Here is a 22326-nt window from a genome sequence, read left to right on the forward strand (position 1 = left end):
TTAACGGTAAGTGTTTGTATGTTAGGAAGTAAAGTGCCCTTTTGAGGAGGTTTTTAATGATGCAGATTTGCAACCGGGATTCTTGACTCTATGGACAGGCTAATTAGTGCCTGTCCATAAACTAAGCAAAGTATCTCAAGTTCGCTGTGTCTGTTCAGAAGGTTTCGTTTACAAGGCTTGGCATTAGCGGAAATGCGGAGTTTACTCGAGTAAATGAGCAATTTCCGCTAATGCTGTAACGCAGTAAACGGGATTTTATGGACAGATTCTAATTACTTTCAATGACTTGTCCCTCTTCGGTATAAAGATCTACGGGTCCGTCGAGTAAAACGGCTATAACTGTAGCCTCAGGGTCGAGTACTGATTCAGGAACCGGGATATAGGCAATTCCCGGGACTTCACTCCAATACAATTTCCCAAGTATTTGGTGCGATAATTTGGTGGCGTTGCCAACCACCCAAATGCGGTTAATTTTATTGTGTAATCCTTTAATCATTAATGGTCCGTTGGGTTTACCATCCAGGATGAGATACAAAATGTTTTCATCTTCAGACAACAGGGAGTTTCCTGCAAAATGCTGAGTAGAGATGCCGGGTTTTACTTTTCCCATCAGGGGGAGGTGTTTTTTATTCCAAGCCTGATTTTCCGCAAGTTTGGAGAAATCCTCCATTGCCTGATTCGCTTCCGTTTCACCGGGTTTTACCTGATCAGCAAAGTCAACCGCAACAACAGTTATTGCCGGATCGCATGCTTCTGACGGAATGTTAACCATCAGGTTGGCCTGCTCCTGATTGTATCGATAATCGATTCCGGTTTTCTTGCCTAGCAGTCTTACATTCTCAACCTTTCCTTTGATACCTCGCACAGAAATGGGGCTTTCTGGAGTGTAATCCAGATAGAGGTACAGTGTTTTATGATCCTTGCTAAGGGCGGAGGGGCCATTGAAATGTCCCTCGGGCAGTCCTGCTCTGGTACCGTAAATGGCTTCACTGTGTTTGCTTGTCCAACGACCAAACTCATCAAGGATCTCGATTTGTGGTTCAGGGATCGTGCCATCCTGCATAGGACCTACATCCAATAATAGATTTCCTCCCTTGCTGATGCAATCTACAAAAGTACGTAAGAGCTGATAAGGCGTTTTGTAATTATGGTCATTGTGCTGATAGCCCCAACTGTCGTTCATGGTAAGGCAAAGTTCCCAGTATGGGTTTTCAGGTTGAGCTACCGGGACTCCTTGTTCGGGAGTCATGTAATCACCGTATTCATTGAGTCGGCTGTTGATGATTACCCCTTCTTTATAGGAAAACAGCTTTTCTCTTACCTGTTTTGATCTCCATTCGTCGGCAGAATGTTCCCAGTCTCCGTCGAACCAGTAAAGATCGGGATTAAATGTGGAGGAGAGTTCATCCAGTTGTTCGAAGTAAAAGTCCACAAAACGGGACCATCGCTCCGGATTTTTCGAATATCTTACGCTGTCGCGTGTGAATGCCGGGTAATCCGGGTACGACCAGTCTATTAGTGAGTAATAGAGTCCCACTTTAAGATCGTTTTTGCGAAGTTCATTGACAAAGGGGGTTATCAGATCCTTTTTTGCAGGGGTGTGTTTTGTCACTTTGTAGTGATCTGTTTCTGAGTCCCAGAGAGCAACACCGTCATGATGTTTGGTGGTGATGACCGAGTATTTAGCCCCTGCATTTTTGAAAAGTTTTGCCCATCGTTCGGCATCGAAGTTGGAGGCATGAAATCCGTTAAGCTGGTTCATGTAATCTTCATGAGAGATATATCCGTTGAAGAAAGACCAGGATTCATCGATTCCGTTTACGGCATATATACCATAATGAACAAAAATCCCCAGCTTGGCATCTTTGAACCATTCCATTCTTTCGGCCTTTTCTTCTTTTGTTTCTTGTGCCTCAACGGTGAATAAAACCATGAGGAATGAAATTAAAAACAGAGTTGATTTGCGAATCATAGCTGAATGTTTAAGAACGATTAGTTATTCATTTTTGCTGACCACACCCGGCCCTCCTGGTTGATAAACCAGTCGGAGTTGCTTAGGGATGATTTTATTTCAAAGGTGTGCCATCCCCTGCGAATTTCATAAGATCCATTTAACGCATCAGGATTAAATCCCACCTCTCTGAGCTGATTTAGAGAATTGGCAAAATGACCATGAAGGCCATGATATTTTCGTTGGGCCAGGAAGATATTCTGAAGGGCCCATTTGGTCTCTTCTTCTATGCGGTTTTCAAATTTTGAGCTTCCGGCTCCGGACTCTGATTCCGAAAACTGGACATAACCCCATGTTTCCGGTCGGTGCATATCTATTACCCCCTGGGGTGACCACACCCAGTTTTCTTCAGGCAGGGGGTTTCCGGTTTCGGGCTTTGTTATTTTTTCATAAGCACCATCCACTACTCTGGTGTGCCACTGAACACGGCTGAAATTTACTCTCCATTGGGTCCCTTCGGTCGGCTTCCTTTTTCCGTTAAGTTCCGTAAGAGTCCCCAGCGGGATTGCCATTTCCACAGACCAGCAGGAATCGGTATCTGCCGGATTGTTTAAAGTGCCAATGATGTGAACTGCTGTTTTTATTTCCGGAGACTCCAGACTATTTACCGGGGGGCCACCAACTCTGTAAGGTTTAATGAGCAACAGATCCCAAATGGTGTTGAGGGCATTTATTTCCAATTCGTAATAGAGGTGTGTGTCTCCCGATGGGTCAATGAAAACCTCGAAGTCGTTATCACGAAAAATAACTGCATCATGTCGGGTGATGGTTCCCTGGATGTGGGGTTCTTCCAAATGTGCAGCCACATAAAAATAGTTGTCGTCCCAGAGCATTTTGACTTTGGTAGCATGCGTGGGAGCAGGGAATTCCGATCCTCTGATATCCACAAATTCCCCTGACCATTCTGCTTCTTTCCAGCTGTTCTCATCCGGAATTCCATCAATATTAATGGAATCAGAAGTTCTGTAACAAACATATTTTTCCCGGTTTAATTCAGGTACTGGTGCATCTTTGTGCCAGTATTTGTTTTTTGTTTTTCCCTGAATTGAGGCGGTTAAAAGAATAAGTGTAAATGCGAGTAATACAAATTTCATTTTTTCCGGATTTATTCAACAACAATTTCATCAACAAAAAGCCAGGTGGGTTTTCCTTCTCCCGGATGACCTGCCGGGCAAACTCCGAAATTTTCGGCAGTTACTCTGATAAACCGGCCTTTAGTGGTGTTCTTATCAGTGGTGTAATTCAGGATTTTGTTTTCTTTATTGTCCCGTTTTATCGGCAAATCCACAGTTTCCATTCGGGAAAATGTTTTCCCGTCTGTAGAAATTTCAAATGTTACAGAAGAGGCCGGAAATATCCAGTCTTTTCTTTTTTGCAGGATTCCCACCGATAAACGATTGATGTCAGTGATGGTTCCTAAGTCGATGGTGGCGGCCATATCTGTGGCGTGAAATCCATGCCAGTATTTTCCTACGGTGAAGGTACCCCGAACACCATCGGTTAAGGAGTTGGGACCATCGGCCATATAATACCGGCTCACAGGATTTTTGTAATCGACGTTTTGTCCAACCGCTTTGTGAATTTCAAACGACTGTGATGCAGGTACCATCCCGAGTACTTCTCCATTTAGCAGTGTGGATGCTTTGATGGTGGCTGATTCTTTGATTTCGACAGGTTTTGAATACTTTTTGCTGTCTCTTTCCGGCCGGGAACCATCCAGGGTGTAAACAATTTCTGCCCCTACGATTTCGGATTCAAGTTCCACCAGGAGTTTGCCATCAACAGATTGTGGTGTAATCACCACTTTGCTGTTTCCTTTATTGTAATGATATCCTTTTTGGTCGAATGCCCGGAAATGCCAACCGCGAAGTCGGTTGTTAAAATCTTCCCAATCACGATGTTCTGCAGGAGACCAGACCACCTCAGATAATGCCAGCATACGTGGGAGAACCATATATTCGAGATGCGACAGGGTGGCAATGTATTCCGTCCAGACATTTGCCTGGGCTCCCAGCACATATTTGGCTTCTTCTGCATTAAGTTCCTCCGGGATTGGTTCATATTCATAAACATCCTTAAGGGTATTCATCCCTCCAATGGCTGCCGGCTCTCCTTCGGGTCCGGCCTGATAATGGTCGAAATAACAGGGTGAGCCGGGAGTCATCACCACATCATGTCCCATCTTGGCAGCTTTGATACCGCCTGCTTCACCGCGCCAGCTCATGACGGTGGCGCCGGGAGCCAGGCCTCCTTCCAGTATTTCATCCCATCCAATGAGTTTTCGTCCGTGTGCATTCAGGAATTTTTCGATTCTTTTGACCATGTAACTTTGCAAGCCGTCTTCGTTTGCAAGATTTTCTTCATTGATTCTGGCCTGACAGGCATCGCACTTTTCCCATTGCGATTTGTCCAGCTCGTCACCTCCGATGTGTATGTATTCTGAAGGAAACAGTTCCAATACTTCAAGAAAGATGTCTTCCAGAAAATCAAATGTTTTGTCTTTTCCCGGACAATAGGCACTCTGGATCCCTTTTGGGTATATTCCTCCTGTATTTACCAACTGGGGCTCTTCGGTGCAGGAATATTCGGGATAGGCTGCTAGTGCTGCCACCGAGTGGGCAGGCAATTCAATTTCGGGAACAATGGTGATGTTGCGCTTTTGTGCATAGGCAACAATTTCTTTGATTTGTTCCTGAGTGTAATATCCTCCATACGTAGCTTCTTCGCCTTCCTGAGCAGGTGGGCGTTCGCTCCATACTTTGTCGAGATGATCTACACGCCATGCTCCAATTTCGGTAAGTTTTGGATATTTTTTTATTTCAATCCGCCAGCCCGGATCATCTACCAGATGCCAGTGAAAGGTGTTGAATTTATAGGTAGCCAACAGGTCGATGTATTGTTTTACTGCTTCGGGCGAATAAAAATGTCTGCTGACATCCAGCATCATCCCCCGCCACTGAAACCTGGGATGGTCGGTAATCTCCATAGCCGGGATCTCCAGTGAGGCATTGGTCCGGATGGCGGGAAGTGTTTGAAGAAGGGATTGTATGCCGTAAAAAATTCCTTTTTCATTGGCAGCCTCAATAAGGATGTTCTCAGAAGTTACCTTAAGGTGATACCCCTCCATGGCTAATTCAGCATCATTGGACTCTTTTAAAATGATCCTTTTATTGGTTCTGCTGTTGTGTGACAATTCAATTCCGGAGATGTCTCTGATGTAACCTGTAAGGAAAGCGGCAACCTCTTTTAGTTCTTTCTCCTTCTTATCGAATTGAATGGTTGTTTTGGCATCAATCGTGAAAGTACCTTCATTGACCTGCATCTTTACCGGAGTCGGAATGATGTCAGGTCCTTTCTGGCTGTGGACCGGGAGAGTACTAAGCAGGATGGCAATTAAAAAGATAGTTCGTTTCATCAGTATAATGTTTGTTTAAGTTATTGGTCTGATGGAACTCGCATGTAAGAATATTATACATATTCTATTGTGGTTCCATTGCCATGCTCGTTTCATTCGTATAAAATTTTACTGGAGTTCGGTTAAAAATTGAGGTTGCTTCACTGCGTTACCGATGACAGATTTTTGCAATAAGCAAAAAAATCAGATAATTAATAATTGGACCCCATTCGGGGACCTGATTCATTTGTTATGCCAACCCCGGGTTACCCACCCGGGGTTATTGACTGTCGTCGATCTTCGATTCAAATTGGCCCCTTTCAGGGACCCTTAATCCCTGTTGATCCGGTCTTTATGCACCAGCTGACCGTCCACGTATATTTCCACAACATAACGTCCGGCTGGCAGATAACTCAGAGAGTACTCAAAAGTTCCCTGTTTAAAGTTGGAATATTCATGTGTTTCCACAGCTACACCATCAGACATGAATTGTACTCTCATGGTTTGGGGTTTCTCAAGAAAAGCATCCAGCTCAAGTTTGTCTTTTGTGCGACGTGGATAAATGAAAAAGGCATTTTGAGAAACGGTGGTGTCTTTTTGTGCATCCGTTGTAGCTTCAAACGACAGGAACTGGCCATTGCCGCAGTCGCTTATAAAGTGATGAAGAATGTTCCCCTCAATATCCAGAAAGCGCAGGTATCCATATCCGGCATCCGGTTGTGCCCAGAACTCAAGTCCGTTTCCTTCGCTATCTGTAAGCTCGAACTCATAAAGTCCGGAATCTAACCTCAAGGTGTCCTGATAAAGCGTGTTGGCTTCACATTCTGATGGCATCCTTTGATAAAGGGTGTCCTTTTTTTCATTGATCAGAAACAGGTGGTTCTCTTCGGGGTTGTTATTGGTTTTATAGGTTACCACAAATTCTGTGGGTAACTGTTTGGGAGCATGGAAAACCGATTTCATTTTATTGTCCCCCTGCCATTGATCTTTTTTTCCGTTTGGACGCAGCAATTCAACGCTGTAGGTATTTTGTCCGGCATTGAACTGTACCATCTCCAGGAGGTAAAGCGTTGTCTCTTCGTTAAAGTTGAGGTTTCCTGTCCATTTGAATGTTTTAGTCTTGAATCCCTCAGTTCCGTATTTGATTTTAAGTTCTTTCAGCGGTTCACTTCCGAGGTTTCTGAAACGAATTACCGGTTCAAAAACCGCCGGGTTCATGCGTCCGTAATTTTGTTTTTTATTGGGCACCATGATTTCTTCCATGGCCACATCAAATTTGTTGTTGGGAGCAGCGTACTCAATCAGATAAGCAGTTACTATTTCACGCCCTTCCACTTCACCTATTGAGTCCACATAGGGCATCATATCGATGTCAATGGAGTTGGTTCCTTCTTTGGCTGGCACTTGAAATACATCCGGATCCTGCAGATCTCCCGGGCACCAGTGTCCGCGATCAAAAATCCAGGTGCCTCCCTGAGGATATAACGGGTTGTCTCCGCACTCTTTCCAGAGGTGTCGTTTATCAATTATCTGGTTATTAAAAACCACTTCGCGCCAGCGGGTGCAGAATTCACTGCAAAGGTCCGGTTTTCCAAAACCATGTCCGGTATGCTGGATTCTTATCCTTCCGAAGTCTGCCTGATCTTCAAATCTGAATGAAACGGGAGTCAGGTAATTCTCCACCGGGTCATCAATGTTTCCGTAAGGAAAATCACCTTTATAAAGCTCGGTGAACTTGATTTGCTTTGCAATTTCCGTTCCTTTCTGTATCTCAAAGTTGACTGTCAGTTCCCATCCCAGTTTCTCGGGCTCCCAGCCGTTATGGACAAATTCAATCAGGACACTGTCGCGCAGCATTGAAGAGAAATCAGTAACATCCACTTCCCATGTGTAACTCCAGTCTTTGGTGAAGCTGCTTCCATAAGGAGTTATCAGTCGTCCGAGCTCAATGTCACGTGTTTGTCCTGAAATTCCTCCTGTTTTTTTGATGTTGATAAAGTCCAGGTAATCCCAGTGGGCAATAGCCAGAGAATCCGGATGTCCCAGAGTTACCTGCATTTTGATGCGACGAATGCTTTCCTGTTGATGCGGGAATAACCCCCATTCAGTAAATGAATTGGTGCCCTGCGAGACATCAGTCGTGATGGTTATGTGATCGTGGGTCGTCACATTGGTAACCTCCTGAGCTTTTGCGTCTGAAAAAGCAAGTGTCAGAACGAGCGTGCAAATACTCCAAAATATTTTTTTCATCGTTGAAATGATTTATTCTGTTTTTGTTTTCTAGAATGATTGGGAAGGGGTGTTGAAATAAACTGCAAAGTGGGGCGGGAGAGAGTCGCTTAGTGGCGGAATAGATTTTAGTCAATTGGTGCTGTTTTATTTTTCAGCATTAAGATGCTCTTGTGAAGCAGGTTCCGTCCTCTGTTATCAGAAGGCGAAACCTGCATCTTTAAGTTGAGTGTGTGTGAAAAGAGATTCTACTTTTCGATTTTTGTAACCTTAATTACCCAGGCATATTTACTGGGTGGATTTTCTTGCAACGCGGATGGGATTTTGACTGTAAAACCCTCTTGAGTTTTTTCCCAATCCAATTGCTCCTGGGTTCCAAGAAGGGATACCTTTGCACCTTCTGCAGGACAATGAGTGTTGATGGAAATTGATTGAGGCAACTGATTGGTACCTTTTTCGTCTAAATAGAGAAAATAAACAGTTCCCTCTTTTTCGGTAATGCCGATGTTGTCTGTTTTATAGGGTTCCATCGTGCGGGTTCCGTAGATGGCCTCTCCGTTTATCTTTATCCATTCACCGATGTCTTCCAATAGGTCGTAGGCTCCCTGTTGCCAATCACCATCAGGTCCGGGAGCGATATTGTATAAAAGGTTTCCTCCTTTAACTACAATGTCGATGAGCATATGGATGGCCTCTTGACCGCTCATGTATTTTGCATCAGGAGTATATGACCATCCACCTCCTGAGATTATGCAGGATTCCCACGGATAGGGAAGTGGTTTTTCCGGCACCCTGTTTTCCGGAGTTAAGTAGTTTTGATTTTTCCCATGAACAGCACGATCTACTACGATAAGCCCGGGTTGCTTTTTCCTTGCTTTCTGCACCAACTCATCCATACGAATGTCCTGATTTATTACCTGGGCTTTAATAAATCCTGATTCAGTGTTTTCCAGTTTGCGATTATAAGCTTCTTTGATGGTTTTGGGAGATTTCTTTGCTACCCATCCTCCATCAAGCCATAGTATATCAATATCTCCGTAGTCCGTCATTAATTCAAGGATCTGGTTGTGGGTAAACTGAACAAAAGATTCCCATTTCTCAGGATATTCTTCCGGATCGTAGTTGACATTGCGGTCTGGTGTGGCAAAATTGCTCCACCAGTAATCATTGTTGTGCCAATCCGGTTTTGAGAAATAGGTTCCAATCCAAAAATCTTTTTTCCTGAATGAGTCAAATATCTCCTTCGCAATATTTGAACGCTTGTTGGTATGAAACGGACACTCCTTGGAGGTTACCTTGTAGTCGGTATATTTGGAGTCGAACATGCAAAAGCCATCATGATGTTTGGTGGTAAAAACAACATATTTCATTCCTGCATTGTTGGCTGCTTTGGCCCATTTGTCGGGATTGAAATTTACGGGGTTGAAAGTTTCTTTTAATCCTTCGTATTCTTTTTTGTATGCAATGTAATCCTCATGTGGACGCCGACACCAACCTTCATCCTCGGCACAAATACTCCAGGATTCAACGATTCCCCATTGACTATAAGGGCCCCAATGCATTAGCAGACCGAACTTAAAGTCTTTCCATTGTTCCAGTTTTTCCAGTACCAGCGGGTCTGTTTCCGGGACGTATCGTTCGTCTTCATATATTGCCTGGCCTGTTGCAGCGACTGTAAAGAGTATGATGATTGTTGTAAGGAATAGATTTTTCATGTTCAAGATTATTGAAAGTTAGAAAATGGGATTTGATTACATGGTTTTAAGTTTCTGTGTTTGAAAGTAATGTTTGGGTGTGTGGGGTAGGAGGTTGATTTATCTGGGTAGAGATGGAGAGGGTTTTCTTCAGATAATCAGTTGACTGCACATCCCGTAACCACCTGGTTTAACACATCATCACCAATTCCGATTCTGTATCCCGAAGAGTGATAAATAACCTCCTTGTCACCATTGATGACAAGTGCTACGGGCAGCTCATCTTTTTGAATGACGTTGATTTTTTGGCTTAATTTTGAAAGCCAGTCCGAGTCATCGGTGGCAAAAACAGTTCGGGTGGGTAATCCGGGGTATTCGCCTGGGGAAAAGGCCGGGGTGATTTTATCATGGTCTGTCAGGAGAAGAATGTTTCCATTCCAGTTATTGAAATTACTTCTTAATCTGATCAGATCGTTAAGCAGGTGTTTGGAAGGTTCACGGGCTGGGTCAAACCATATAAGCACCAATCCGGATTCACTGTGAAGCGTTTGTATATTTATATCTTCAGCAGTATCCCATGATTTTACGGATTGATTAAGATCGATGGTGATTTTACCGGCCAGCGTGTTTTCCTCTTCGCTCTCTTCAGGTATTTTAAGGATAATTTCCTGTTTCTGGTTTGCGTTCATTTCAAAAAACAGACGTCTGATTTTTGATGAACCATCAGGTAATCTTCTAACAGTTACCAGAGAGTACAAGCCTTCGTCAAGTTGAATTGACGCCGGGAATTGGTTGAACACATCGGTATTGCTATAGTCCAGTGTCTTGAATTGATTTTTCTCAAAACGGTTGAGCGTAAAATCTTTGAAATATTCCGGAAGGGAAGTGTTTTCCTTCGGATCATCAAACGTCAGTTTCAGAACCCCTTTTGCGGCATTGCCTACTTTGTTATTGTCCGGATCAACATCTGTCCATTCATTGTTCAGCAGAACTTGTGGCTCTTTGTTAACCTGGTTTATTCTCGAAGGAATTCCGAAGCTGCGTGCAATTGCTACAAAAAGAATATTTCTTGAATTGGTGTCGGCAACCTTCAATTCAAGAACCCCTGAGGGAAGCTGCGGGACTCCCCATGCGTTTGCAGAATCCCGGACTTCAATATTGTGGTGAATCCAGTCAACTAACACAGAAACATCCGATTGAACTTTAGTTTTAAACTGATCGTCAAAATAATCCCGGATAAAAGCTTTATATGCTGAAATTTTTTCATTGGCGATTCTCGGGTTCAAGATGTAACTCCTGAAGATTTCCGGATCGATATTTTCTTCATTGATGGAATGATCAAAATGGTCTGTAAATACCTCAAGGGGGGTATCGCGCCTGTCTTTGTCAGAAATCACTGAAAGAAGGGTCAATGCTTTTTGTTTATCAATGGGGACAGCGTACTCCAAAAATTGCTTTATGATGTCCCAGTTACCCCTGCTTTGTTTAAACAGGGTAATGGTTTGCGTTGGATCGATCTCCAAATTTTTGCTGATTTTCAGTGATGTCAGAGAATCAATGAAGGTGCTGACGTAAGCATTGCGAATAGAATCCCCCTGTTTTAATCGTTCTGCATGGCCGGTTCTGTCAACATTGCTGTGATCTTCAGTGGACGATGGTTGGGGTACATTTATCGAGAACTCCTTTAGCGTTCCGGCAGCTGGCATGCTGTTGTTGCTGATAGTGACAAGGAGTGTGTCTGTTTCGGGCACGGGAAGTTTCTCCCAGGCATATTGCCGATCATGAATGACCTGCACCATCAGATCGCCCAGTCCTGTGGTAAATTCAATTATTCCGTCTTTGTTGGTGCGAATGCTTGCAATGTCGTAAAACTCAGCAAAATTGGGAAGCTGAAAATGTACAACCGCATCTTTAAGGGGGTTTTGATTCTCATCCTGAACTTTGACCCATATTTTTTTTGTGGGGGCGTAGTGGTCAAGGGTGTTAATTTCGGTAAAGGGCCTGTTTTGAGTGACGATTTCCCCGCCATTGGAAACGTGTCCATAAGTACGATGATGGGTAAGCATTGCTCTGGTAGCAGGGCTCTCAAACCAACCCATATTAAGTTCAGGTTCGGGTTCGCAAGCTCCCAGAAAGTACCAATTGCCGTCGATCCATACTTCCACCCATGCGTGGTTGTCGTTGGTGTGTGCCCAGCGGGGTGTGTAAATCTGGCGTGCAGGAATACCTACAGAGCGCATTGCAGCGACTGTGAATGTGGACTGTTCTCCGCAACGTCCATAGGCTGTCTTGACCGTGCTTAACGGGGCACTGGTGCGGTATTCATCGGTGGAATGATAGATTACTTTTTCCTGACACCAGTGGTTAACTTCGAGGGCGGCCTCTTTTAAAGACAAGTTTTTTACCCGGTCTTTGAGTTCATTGTAAAAAACGACTCTGGCAGTATCAGTATATTCATTATTGACCCGGTGGGGCAGGACGTAATGCAGAAAAATTTCATCCGGAATGTTTTTCCCCCATGGAAGTGTATTCTTTGCTTTCAGCGCATAGCGAACGTTTTGCAGGTAGAAATCTCCCGTATGGTTTGACAGGTCGCTGAGGGGCATCCATGCATAGAGAAAGTCTAATGCCTGCTTTTCGGAATGAGAGAGGTTTTCATTTTCAAAGTTGAAGAGTTTATCTTTTCTGCCAGATGCCAGAATTTGGGTTTCTTCACTCTTTTGTTTTATTTCCAGTGCTTTTTTTTTATCCCCTGTCAGTGTGTCGTGGGTCTGGCATCCCGATATAATCAGGGTGCAAATAAGCAATATGGAAACTCTGATGAACATACCAAATTGTGTTTGAATTTAAAACCAATGGTCAGCCATTCAATTCTTTGAAACCGCTGTTGGGTAGGGCTTCTTCAATAGGCTTTATTTAATTGTAAAATGTTTTGTGCAGGTGTCAGACAAGAATCTTACCTTTTTTCTTGCTGTGTAGTCCTGCCAATTCATCAAAAACATCTTCCATGGCTACAGCCAAAGCCCCTTTTAAACCTATTTCTTTGCCCATCTCAGAGTTTTTGATGGTAACTCCTTCGCTGATTTTGTGCATCGAATAGGTGTTGATTGACTTCTGTACAGGAATGGTAATGTATTGTCCCGATTCTGCCATTTTACCTCCCAGGATGATCATTCCGGGATTAAAAATCTGGATGAGAATTGCGATGGCTTTTCCAAGATGTTCACCCACTTCTGACAGCAGATTGATGGCAAACTGATCTCCATGAAGGGCGGCCTCTACAACAGTTGTCATATCTACATCTTCAATGTTCTCGGCGGCATAATGTGACATTAGAGAACTTTTTCCGGCCATGATTCCTTCCCGGGCTTTGGCCACAAGTGCAGACCCGGAAGCGATTGTTTGAAGACATCCGTTTTTTCCGCATATACATGAAGCCCCGTTTTCTACCATGGGGATGTGGCTCAATTCTCCGGCAAACCCATTGGCCCCCCGGTATAATTTCCCGTTTAAGATCATTCCAAGGCCAATACCCCAGTCCAGCAATAGTACCAGTACGTTTTGTTGATTTCTGGCAGCTCCGAACCGCCAGGCTGTTAAAGCAACTGCCTTTGCATCGTTTTCTATGAAAACCGGAAGATCCAACTCTTCCTGCATGAGCTTTCTAAAAGATTTTTCTCCATAATTGAAGTAAGAATAATTAAACCCGTTTTGTGAATCTACCAGTCCGGGCATGCTAACTCCTACGCCAATAATTTTTGAGGACTCAATCTCCTTTGTTTGTATGTATTTCTTTATTTGTGACGTGAGTTTTTTTAATGTGGTCAACTCACTGTCCATTTCAAGGGGGAAAATAAATGTTTCCGAGATTTGCTTATTCTCGCTGTCAAAAATGGTTAACCGTGTTTTGTGGATGTTCATGTCCACTGCCACAGTATAGAAGGCATCTGCTTTCAGACCATACAATTCGGGTTTGCGGCCTCCCTTGGAAAGACCATAACCTTTTTTTTCTATCAGGTCGTGATCCATGAGCATTCCCAAAATGGCATTTCCATTTGGAGAGCTGATCTTGAGATGACTGCAGATGTCCGCAACGGGATTTGGGCCTTTAAAATAAAGGTACTTTAAAACTCTGACCAATAAATTATATTTTTTTTTCTCAATATTGGAGAGTGTTTTAAATAAGAAACTGTTAAGTAATATATTTTCCATTTTATTTTGCAACATAGTGAATTAGATTTTACAAAGCACACTATTTTTTTTCTTTCTTGCAAGACTTTTATCAAAAAATACCAAAAGAAAATGATGTTGTGTTATTTTTTGTATATTCGCATAATGATAAATTCTAATTACCGTGAAATGTAAATGCATGTTGGTTGTGCCAATAGAAAAGAGCGGTTATTATCGAAAATGATGTAGAGTTCATGGGAGGTGGTTTAGCGTGCATGATCAATTTTATAAATTAAAGAACAGTGCTGTTTTTCTATTTTTTTAAAAGTATAAAAAATAGCGTTTAATACATTTATTGTAAGAAACCGGATAAGAAATAATTAATGAGGAATAAGAAGATATTTTTGACATTGTTGCTGAGCCTGAGTGTTGGCATAATGTCCGGGCAGTTTTATAAAAATTCTTCCAACGGTGTTGAAGAGAGAACTCAGGATTTACTATCCCGAATGACTTTGGAAGAAAAAGTTGGACAGCTGCTTTGCCCTCTTGGATGGCCAATGTATGAGAAGAATGGGAAAGGGGTGGAAGTTTCAATGCAATTTAAAGAAAGTCTGAAGCAGAATCATACTGGAATGTTGTGGGCTACTTTCCGGGCAGATCCATGGACCAGAAAAACTTTGAGGAATGGTTTAAAACCGGTATTGGCAGCTGAAGCGGCCAATTCTATTCAAAAGTATGCCATGGAGGAAACCCGTTTGGGAATCCCTCTTTTTCTGGCAGAAGAAGCTCCTCATGGACATATGGCTATCGGGGCTACTGTTTTTCCAACCGGGATAGGCCTTGCGTCCACCTGGGCTCCGGAATTAATTGAAGAAGTTGGTAAGGTTATTGGTCGGGAAGTCCGCCTCCAGGGAGGACACATTGGTTATGGACCTGTTTTAGATCTGGTACGTGATGCCCGTTGGTCCAGAGTTGAGGAGACTTATGGGGAGGATCCCGTGCTTGCCGGAATTATGGGGGCAGCTATGGTCAGGGGAATGGCCGGTGATGGTCTGCATGATAAACATGGTCTGATTGCTACATTGAAGCATTTTTTGGCTTATGGAACTCCGGAGGCTGGTCAAAATGGCGGAATAACAACGATAGGCCCGTTGGATGTTATGCAAAATTACCTGCCACCCTTTAAAGAGGCTATTAATGCCGGGGCCTTGTCGGTAATGACTTCCTATAATTCTATTGATGGTATTCCTTCCACATCCAATCATTATCTGTTGACAGATGTTTTAAGAAAAAAATGGAACTTTGACGGATTTGTGGTATCTGATCTTGCAAGTATTGAAGGTCTTTATGGATCCCATTACGTTGCCCAATCTGTTCAGGAAGCTGCCAATATGGCTTTGTCAGCGGGTGTGGATGTAGATCTTGGATCCAATGCCTTCGTTAAACTTGTGAATTCGGTAAATGCCGGAGAGGTTCAGGAGTCCTTGATTGATACAGCAGTCACCCGGGTGTTAAGATTGAAGTTCGAAATGGGACTTTTTGATAATCCTTATGTTGACCCTACGAAGGCTGAAAAAATGGTTCGTAGTGCCGAACATATTGCTCTGGCCAGAGAGGTAGCACAAAATACACTGGTGTTGCTGAAGAATGACCATGAGATTTTGCCTTTAAAGAGGGATCCGGGAAAAATTCTGGTTGTTGGGCCCAATGCGGACAACCAATACAATATGCTGGGTGATTACACAGCCCCTCAGGATTCTGACAATGTGGTTACTATATTGGAAGGAGTATTGAATAAATTATCACCCGAACAGGTTGAGTATGTTAAAGGTTGCGCAATCCGCGATACCAGCAATGTAAATATTGATAAGGCAGTGGAGGCTGCTGAGCATTCTGATGTTATTCTTGCTGTGGTTGGAGGTTCAAGTGCCAGGGACTTTAAAACTGAGTATTTGGAGACTGGTGCTGCCGTTGCCAACAACCAATCGGTTAGTGACATGGATGCAGGTGAGGGTTTTGACAGGGCAACACTGGATTTGCTCGGCAAACAGACGGACTTGTTGAAAGCGTTAAAGAAAACCGGTAAGCCATTGGTGGTGGTTTACATTCAGGGACGTCCTATGAAGATGAATTGGGCCGCTGAAAATGCCGATGCCCTGATCTGCGCCTGGTATCCGGGACAGGAAGGTGGTAATGCGATCGCTGATGTACTATTTGGAGATTACAATCCTGCTGGCCGATTGCCCATGTCGGTTCCAAGAGATGTGGGACAATTGCCCATTTATTATAATAAAAAGAACCCCAGGCCGCATGACTATGTGGAGTTATCTGCAACACCACTTTATAGTTTTGGTTATGGGTTAAGTTATTCTTCTTTTACGTATTCTGATCTTGAAGTTGCTCCTGTGGGGCAAGAGGAATTTGTTGTGAATTTTAAAGTGAAAAACACCGGAAACTTTGATGGAGATGAGGTGGTTCAGTTATACCTGAGAGATGAGTATGCATCAGTTGTTCAACCCGTTCAGCAGCTTAAACACTTCAAGAGATTGTTCTTGAAGAAGGGCGAAGAAAAGCAGGTCTCTTTTCACTTGAATGAAAAAGACCTTGCCATACTCAATCAAAAAAAAGAATGGGTAGTGGAACCGGGGACCTTTCAACTGATGATTGGTGCAGCATCGGATGATATCAGGTTGTCAGGAACAATTAAAGTTGATTAGTTATCAGTTTAACCTTTAAAGGATCTCATGAATCTCTCACTAATAGATATAAGCATTCTTCTTGGTTATTTAGTCCTCACCTTATTTATCGGTTTCTGGCTGTCAAAGCGGGCATCCAAGGATCTGGAAGCTTATTTTCTTGGAGGAAACAGGATTAAATGGTACTACCTGGGGTTATCAAACGCCTCGGGAATGTTTGATATCTCCGGCACAATGTGGACTGTGGCCATTGTTTTTGTTTATGGTCTTAAGAGCGCCTGGATTCCCTGGCTGTGGCCTGTCTGGAATCAGATATTTGTGATGGTTTTTCTGGCCGTCTGGATGAGACGCTCCAATGCCATGACAGGGGCGCAGTGGATCACTTTCCGTTTTGGAGATGGACGGGGCGGACGTTTGTCTCATATTATCGTGGTGCTTTTTGCGGTGGTGAGTGTAATTGGATTTATTGCCTATTTTGTAGAAGGCATTGGGAAGTTTGCCACCACCTTTTTCACTTGGGATCTGTCGGCTTCAATTCTGGGTTTCCAGCTTACATCTCAGCAGGTTTATGCACTGATAATAATTGCCATCACTACCGTATATACCATGAAAGGCGGTATGTATAGTGTGGTAAGTACCGAAGTGCTTCAGTTTCTGATTATGACAGTTGCCTGTGTTTCCATCGGGGTAATCGCTTTTAATGAAGTGACACCTGATCAAATTGCAGCTGCCACACCTGAGGGGTGGGCCAATCTGTGGCCCGAGTGGAACCTGAGCCTTGACTGGTCGGGAATATTTCCTGAACTTAACGATAAAATAGATCAGGACGGATATGAGATGTTTGGTATGTTGTTGTTGTTGATGATTCTCAAAGGAGTCTTTGCCAGTCTTGCAGGGCCGGTTCCAAGTTATGATATGCAGCGTATCTTATCCACCCGGACTCCGGCTGAAGCCGCTAAAATGAGCGGACTGACCTCGTTGGTTCTTTTTATCCCACGTTACCTTATGATTGGGGGACTTGCAGTTCTGGGTTTGGTTTATCTGAAACCTGAGTTGATGAAGATGGGGGCTGATCTGGATTTTGAAATGGTGCTGCCCATGGCTATTCAGGAGTTTATTCCGGTAGGTATTAAAGGATTGTTGCTTGCCGGTTTACTTGCCGCTTTCATGGGGACTTTTGCTGCATTTATTAATGCTGCACCTGCCTACCTGATCAATGATTTGTATAAGAAATACCTGAATCCCGGCGCCTCCGATAAAAAACTGGTTCGTTACAGTTATATGTCCAGTTTGTTGCTGGTAGTGATCGGTCTGATTTTTGGTCTTTTTGCCCAATCGCTGAACAGTCTTACTTTGTGGATCACTTCTTCTCTATATGGGGGCTATGCTGCTGCAAACGTCTTGAAGTGGATCTGGTGGCGATTCAACGGAATGGGCTATTTCTACGGGATGCTGGGAGGTTTGGTCGCATCGGTTGTGGTGCCGCCGATTTACAGAATTATAGTGCCCGGTGCCATCGATATTTATATGTTTCCTGTTACCCTGCTGATTTCCATGTCCGCTTCTGTTATTGGAACCTTAATGACCAAACCCGATAAAATGGATGTCCTGAAAAAGTTCTATAAACAAACACGTCCCTGGGGATTTTGGGAACCTGTAAAAAGGGAGGTTATTAAAGATGATCCGTCTTTCATCCCCAATAAAGATTTTAAACGTGACAGTTTTAATGTACTAATTGGTATCACCTGGCAAATGTCTATGGTGGTGTTGCCGCTCTATTTTCTTTCTGGAGAATATACGGCTGCCTGGATTTCACTGGCAGTGCTGGTTGGAACGTCTGCAATATTAAAATTTACCTGGTACGATCATATAAAAAACATTGATTGATATTTATGAGTGCAAAAGATATTTCAATTCCCTGGGAAGAACGTCCTGCAGAATGCAAGGATGTTATGTGGCGGTATTCCAACAATCCGATAGTTGGTCGGTATGACATTCCCTCTTCCAACAGCATTTTTAATAGTGCAGTGGTCCCTTTTGGAGACGGGTATGCCGGAGTGTTTCGATCCGATAACAAGGCCGTTCAGATGAATATCTATGCCGGATTCAGCAAAGACGGGATAAAGTGGGATATCAATCACACGCCCATTGAGATGAAACCCGGGAATACAGATATGATCGACTCGGACTATAAGTACGATCCGCGGGTGGTCTTTATCGAAGATCGTTACTGGGTGACCTGGTGTAACGGATATCACGGACCGACCATTGGTATTGCTTACACTTTCGATTTTGTGGATTTTTATCAGTGCGAAAATGCATTTCTCCCTTTCAATCGCAACGGGGTTCTTTTTCCTGAAAAAATTGACGGCCGTTATGCCATGCTTAGTCGTCCAAGTGATAACGGGCACACGCCTTTTGGAGATATTTATATCAGTTACAGTCCCGATATGAAATACTGGGGAGAGCACCGATGTGTCATGAAAGTGGCGGATTTTGAAGATAGTGCCTGGCAATGTACAAAGATTGGTGCTGGTTCGGCCCCCATCAGAATTAATGAGGGGTGGCTGATTTTTTATCACGGAGTCATCAATACCTGCCGTGGTTTCCGTTATTCTATGGGGGCTGCCATTCTTGATTCGGAGGATCCGTCAAAGGTGCTTTACCGGACACAGCCATATTTGCTGGCTCCCAACGAGACTTATGAACTGACGGGGGATGTGCCTAATGTAATTTTTCCTTGTGCGGCGCTTTGTGACGGAGAGAAAGTAGCTGTTTATTATGGTGCAGCCGATACGGTGATAGGACTGGCTTTTGGTTACCTTGATGAGATTGTTGCCTTTATTAAGAATAACAGCTTGTAATGCAGGTTGAATTAATTTATCATATACATATAACGGCTATTGCTCAAAGACCTTCGGCCTTAAAAAAAACGCTGTTCGACGGAGTCAATAAAGTAGGCTAAATTTATAAGAATGAGAAAAAGAAATCTTGAGATTTGTGTCTTTTCCCTGGATGCGGCAATGAAAGCTGAAAATAGTGGCGCAGACCGGCTGGAACTTTGCAGCAACCCGATGGAAGGGGGAACAACACCTCACCCTGCCTTGGTAACAGCAGCCTGCCGGAAATGCAACATCCCGGTATATCCCATTATTCGTCCACGGGGAGGTGGTTTTTGCTATTCAGAGGATGAGTTTGAAATGATGAAGGAAGATATCCTCTTTTGCAAAGATGCAGGTTGTAAAGGTATTGCTACAGGAGTTTTATTACCCGACAATCGGTTGGATGTCATCCGAATGAAGCAACTGGTAGAACTTGCCCATCCTATGGGGGTGACTTTTATCCGTGCTTTTGATCTGACTCCCGACCCGTTCGAAGCACTGGAAGATGTTATTGAAACAGGATGCGAAAGGATTCTGACTTCAGGACAAAAAGGCAAGGCCACGGATGCTCCGGAGTTGATAGAACAACTTGTGAGAAAAGCCGCCAACCGAATTTCAATAATGCCGGGGTCCGGGGTTCGGGCAGACAATATCAGGCAAATTATGGATGCAACCAACGCCATTGAGATCCACTCTTCGGCGAGAGTGTTTTTACCCAATGACTCTGAAAGGGCAGATAAGTTGGGGTTCGGACAAGCTGTGAGTTGCGATGAGAATCAGATTTTGGAAATGCGGAAAGTGTTGGATTCAATTAAAGTGAAATAAATATTTAAATTATAACTGTTTAGCCATGTTTCAAGTTTTTCTTTTTAAAAAAATACGAAAGCCGGGAGTATTGCTGTTGGCAATTCTCGGACTTTCTGTAATTCAGGGGTGTTCTTCTCCGCAGGAAGCTGCTGTGGAGGATGATTTTGCACAATATGTGGATCCCTACATTGGATCTGATTATCACGGGCATGTTTTCGTGGGAGCAAATGTCCCGTTTGGGGCAGTTCAGCCGGGACCTACCAATTACATCAAAGGGTGGGACTGGTGTTCGGGGTATCATTACTCCGACAGCATAATGACCGGTTTTTCTCAACTCCACCTCAGCGGAACGGGAATCGGGGACCTGGGGGATGTGCTGATTTCTCCATATACCGGAGAGTTACTCTTTTCTCCCGGAACGATCAAAGAGCCTTTGGCAGGATATGCCTCCATGTATTCTCATGAGCGCGAAAAGGTAGAGCCCGGATACTATGAGGTGGATCTTCTGGACTATGATATCAATGTGAAACTCACAGCTTCGGAGCGGGTTAGTTTTCATGAATATACTTTCCCCGAAAACAATGCTTCACGCATTGCCATTAATCTGGAGTTGGGGATTGGCTGGGATGCTCCTGTGGATACTCGTCTTGAACAAATAAACGACACAACTCTTGCAGGCTTCCGGCACTCAAAAGGATGGGCCGAGGATCAGGAGCTTTATTATGCCATCATTCTTTCCAGGCCAATAGAGCATTTGGATTTACATACTGATCAGGGCCGGATAGAGGGTAACCTGGCACAGGGCCGTGATGTAGCAGGGGTGATTACTTATGCAACTGCTGGAGAAGAGGCGATTCAGCTTAAAGTGGGAATTTCTCCTGTCAGTCACGAAGCAGCACTTAAGAATATTGAAAGCGAAATCCCTCACTGGGATTTTTCTCAGGTGAAAGCCGAAGCCCGTGAGAAATGGAATAATGAACTGGGAAAAATAAAGATCGATGTTCCGGATGTTGAAACCAAACGGAAATTTTACACAGCGATGTACCATTCATTCATTGCTCCGGTTTTATTTAATGATCATGACGGATCTTACCGCGGAACGGACAAGAAGATCTATCAAAATCCCGGATTTGACAATTATTCTGTTTTCTCTCTTTGGGATACTTACCGGGCAAACCACCCTCTTTTTACCATTGTTCAGCCCGAAAAGGTGAATGATATGATCAATTCCATGCTGGCTATTTACGAGCAGCAGGGCAAATTGCCGGTTTGGCACCTCATGGGTAATGAAACTAATTGTATGGTAGGCTACAGCGCGGTTCCCGTGGTTTCGGATGCATTTTTCAAAGGATTTGATGGTTTTGATGAGCAGCTTGCCTTCGAATCTGTATTGGCAACTTCTACCAATGATGAGTTTGGGCTGGATGAACTAAAAGAGAAGGGGTACATTCCTGCCGATAAAGAGAAGGAATCGGTTTCCAAGGCACTGGAATATGCCATCTCCGATTGGGCCATTGCACGTTTCGCTGAGAAGATGGGAGATTCAGAAAATGCAGCCTATTATCATGATCGCTCCAGGGCTTACGAAAAGTATTTCGATCCGGAAACCCGGTTTATGCGTCCCATAATGAGTAATGGGGAGTTTAAATCTCCCTTTAACCCCTTCCAGTCAGTTCATGAAGTGGGCGACTATACCGAAGGAAATGCATGGCAATATACATGGATGGTTCCCCACGATGTTCAGGGGCTGATAGATCTGTTGGGAGGAGACGATGCGTTTGAGGCCAAGTTTGACAGTTTTTTTGTGGTGTCGGGAGATATGGGAGCTGAAGCATCTCCGGACATTTCCGGGCTTATTGGTCAGTATGCCCAGGGCAACGAGCCCAGTCATCATGCTGCTTATATGTATGCATTTGCCGGTCGGCAATGGAAAACAGCCGAGAAAGTCCGTTACATAATGGATGAGTTCTACACCGATCAACCCGATGGTATTATAGGAAATGAGGATTGTGGTCAGATGTCTGCCTGGTATATCTTTTCTTCCATGGGATTTTATCCTGTGAATCCTTCCTGTTCGGTGATGGTATTGGGTTCACCCGATCTCGACAGAGCGGAGGTGAAACTTCCGGGTGATAAAACTTTTACCATGATTGCACACAATAACAGCAAAGAGAATATTTACATTCAATCGGCAACTCTCAATGGTGCTGATCTTGAGAGAAGTTATATCACTTACAAGGAAATTATGAATGGAGGTGTTCTGGAGTTTACCATGGGAGATACTCCCAATAAACAGTTTGGTACGGCTCCGGAAAACCGCCCCATTGAAGAGCTACCCTGACAGCGTTTCTGTGAGGTGTGGAGTTAATCAGTAGAACAATAACACAGAGATTTGGAGATGCCCCCGGAGTCTGTCTGATGTAAATCAGCCTGCTCCGGGTCA

12 protein-coding genes are annotated in these 22326 nt (G+C 43.8%); 5 read left to right on the plus strand and 7 right to left on the minus strand.

The window, feature by feature from the left end:
• Positions 1-268: 268 nt before the first annotated feature.
• From W7W_RS0119355 to W7W_RS0119390, 7 genes are all read right to left on the minus strand, one after another.
• Positions 269-1972 (minus strand): alpha-L-fucosidase, encoded by a 1704-nt coding sequence (locus W7W_RS0119355; RefSeq protein ID WP_010665295.1) that lies wholly within the window; start codon positions 1970-1972, stop codon positions 269-271.
• Between the two features lie 20 nt (positions 1973-1992).
• A complete protein-coding gene (locus W7W_RS0119360; protein ID WP_010665296.1) occupies positions 1993-3105 on the minus strand; it encodes a carbohydrate-binding family 9-like protein in 1113 nt (370 codons plus the stop codon).
• Between the two features lie 11 nt (positions 3106-3116).
• Positions 3117-5426: a glycoside hydrolase family 20 protein gene (locus W7W_RS0119365; RefSeq protein ID WP_010665297.1), complete on the minus strand. Its 2310-nt coding sequence runs from the start codon at positions 5424-5426 to the stop codon at positions 3117-3119.
• A 309-nt stretch (positions 5427-5735) separates the two neighbouring features.
• Positions 5736-7655 carry a peptide-N-glycosidase F-related protein gene (locus W7W_RS0119375; RefSeq protein WP_010665298.1) on the minus strand — a complete coding sequence of 640 codons (1920 nt, stop codon included), beginning with the start codon at positions 7653-7655 and terminating at the stop codon, positions 5736-5738.
• Between the two features lie 227 nt (positions 7656-7882).
• The gene (locus W7W_RS0119380; RefSeq protein WP_010665299.1) at positions 7883-9349 is read right to left on the minus strand and encodes an alpha-L-fucosidase; all 1467 of its coding nucleotides are present in this window, start codon (positions 9347-9349) and stop codon (positions 7883-7885) included.
• Between the two features lie 137 nt (positions 9350-9486).
• The gene (locus W7W_RS0119385; RefSeq protein ID WP_010665300.1) at positions 9487-12156 is read right to left on the minus strand and encodes a transglutaminase domain-containing protein; all 2670 of its coding nucleotides are present in this window, start codon (positions 12154-12156) and stop codon (positions 9487-9489) included.
• A gap of 115 nt (positions 12157-12271) precedes the next feature.
• A complete protein-coding gene (locus W7W_RS0119390) occupies positions 12272-13540 on the minus strand; it encodes an ROK family protein (RefSeq protein WP_025006860.1) in 1269 nt (422 codons plus the stop codon).
• Positions 13541-13881: 341 nt separating this feature from the next.
• Here W7W_RS0119390 and W7W_RS0119395 point away from each other — a divergent pair, with 341 nt between their 5' ends.
• The 5 genes from W7W_RS0119395 to W7W_RS0119420 all read left to right on the plus strand — a co-directional run bounded on the left by W7W_RS0119395 (position 13882) and on the right by W7W_RS0119420 (position 22224).
• On the plus strand, positions 13882-16215 hold the full coding sequence (locus W7W_RS0119395; protein ID WP_010665302.1) for a glycoside hydrolase family 3 N-terminal domain-containing protein: 2334 nt from the start codon (positions 13882-13884) through the stop codon (positions 16213-16215).
• A 27-nt stretch (positions 16216-16242) separates the two neighbouring features.
• Positions 16243-18081 carry a sodium:solute symporter family protein gene (locus W7W_RS0119400; protein ID WP_010665303.1) on the plus strand — a complete coding sequence of 613 codons (1839 nt, stop codon included), beginning with the start codon at positions 16243-16245 and terminating at the stop codon, positions 18079-18081.
• A 5-nt stretch (positions 18082-18086) separates the two neighbouring features.
• Positions 18087-19058, plus strand: coding sequence for a glycoside hydrolase family 130 protein (locus W7W_RS0119405; RefSeq protein WP_010665304.1), 972 nt, complete (start codon positions 18087-18089; stop codon positions 19056-19058).
• 111 nt (positions 19059-19169) lie between these two features.
• Positions 19170-19901 (plus strand): copper homeostasis protein CutC, encoded by a 732-nt coding sequence (locus W7W_RS0119415; protein WP_010665305.1) that lies wholly within the window; start codon positions 19170-19172, stop codon positions 19899-19901.
• 25 nt (positions 19902-19926) lie between these two features.
• A complete protein-coding gene (locus W7W_RS0119420; RefSeq protein WP_010665306.1) occupies positions 19927-22224 on the plus strand; it encodes a GH92 family glycosyl hydrolase in 2298 nt (765 codons plus the stop codon).
• Positions 22225-22326 lie beyond the last annotated feature (102 nt).

Source organism: Marinilabilia salmonicolor JCM 21150, assembly GCF_000259075.1.
GTDB classification, from domain to species: domain Bacteria; phylum Bacteroidota; class Bacteroidia; order Bacteroidales; family Marinilabiliaceae; genus Marinilabilia; species Marinilabilia salmonicolor.

Bases quoted from the DNA above. Each gene is read 5' to 3' on its own strand.
- W7W_RS0119365 (WP_010665297.1), bottom strand. From the start codon at position 5,426: ATGAAACGAACTATCTTTTTAATTGCCATCCTGCTTAGTACTCTCCCG.
- W7W_RS0119375 (WP_010665298.1), bottom strand. From the start codon at position 7,655: ATGAAAAAAATATTTTGGAGTATTTGCACGCTCGTTCTGACACTTGCT.
- W7W_RS0119405 (WP_010665304.1), top strand. From the start codon at position 18,087: ATGAGTGCAAAAGATATTTCAATTCCCTGGGAAGAACGTCCTGCAGAA.
- W7W_RS0119395 (WP_010665302.1), top strand. From the start codon at position 13,882: ATGAGGAATAAGAAGATATTTTTGACATTGTTGCTGAGCCTGAGTGTT.
- W7W_RS0119380 (WP_010665299.1), bottom strand. From the start codon at position 9,349: ATGAAAAATCTATTCCTTACAACAATCATCATACTCTTTACAGTCGCT.
- W7W_RS0119415 (WP_010665305.1), top strand. From the start codon at position 19,170: ATGAGAAAAAGAAATCTTGAGATTTGTGTCTTTTCCCTGGATGCGGCA.
- W7W_RS0119420 (WP_010665306.1), top strand. From the start codon at position 19,927: ATGTTTCAAGTTTTTCTTTTTAAAAAAATACGAAAGCCGGGAGTATTG.
- W7W_RS0119355 (WP_010665295.1), bottom strand. From the start codon at position 1,972: ATGATTCGCAAATCAACTCTGTTTTTAATTTCATTCCTCATGGTTTTA.
- W7W_RS0119360 (WP_010665296.1), bottom strand. From the start codon at position 3,105: ATGAAATTTGTATTACTCGCATTTACACTTATTCTTTTAACCGCCTCA.
- W7W_RS0119390 (WP_025006860.1), bottom strand. From the start codon at position 13,540: ATGGAAAATATATTACTTAACAGTTTCTTATTTAAAACACTCTCCAAT.
- W7W_RS0119385 (WP_010665300.1), bottom strand. From the start codon at position 12,156: ATGTTCATCAGAGTTTCCATATTGCTTATTTGCACCCTGATTATATCG.
- W7W_RS0119400 (WP_010665303.1), top strand. From the start codon at position 16,243: ATGAATCTCTCACTAATAGATATAAGCATTCTTCTTGGTTATTTAGTC.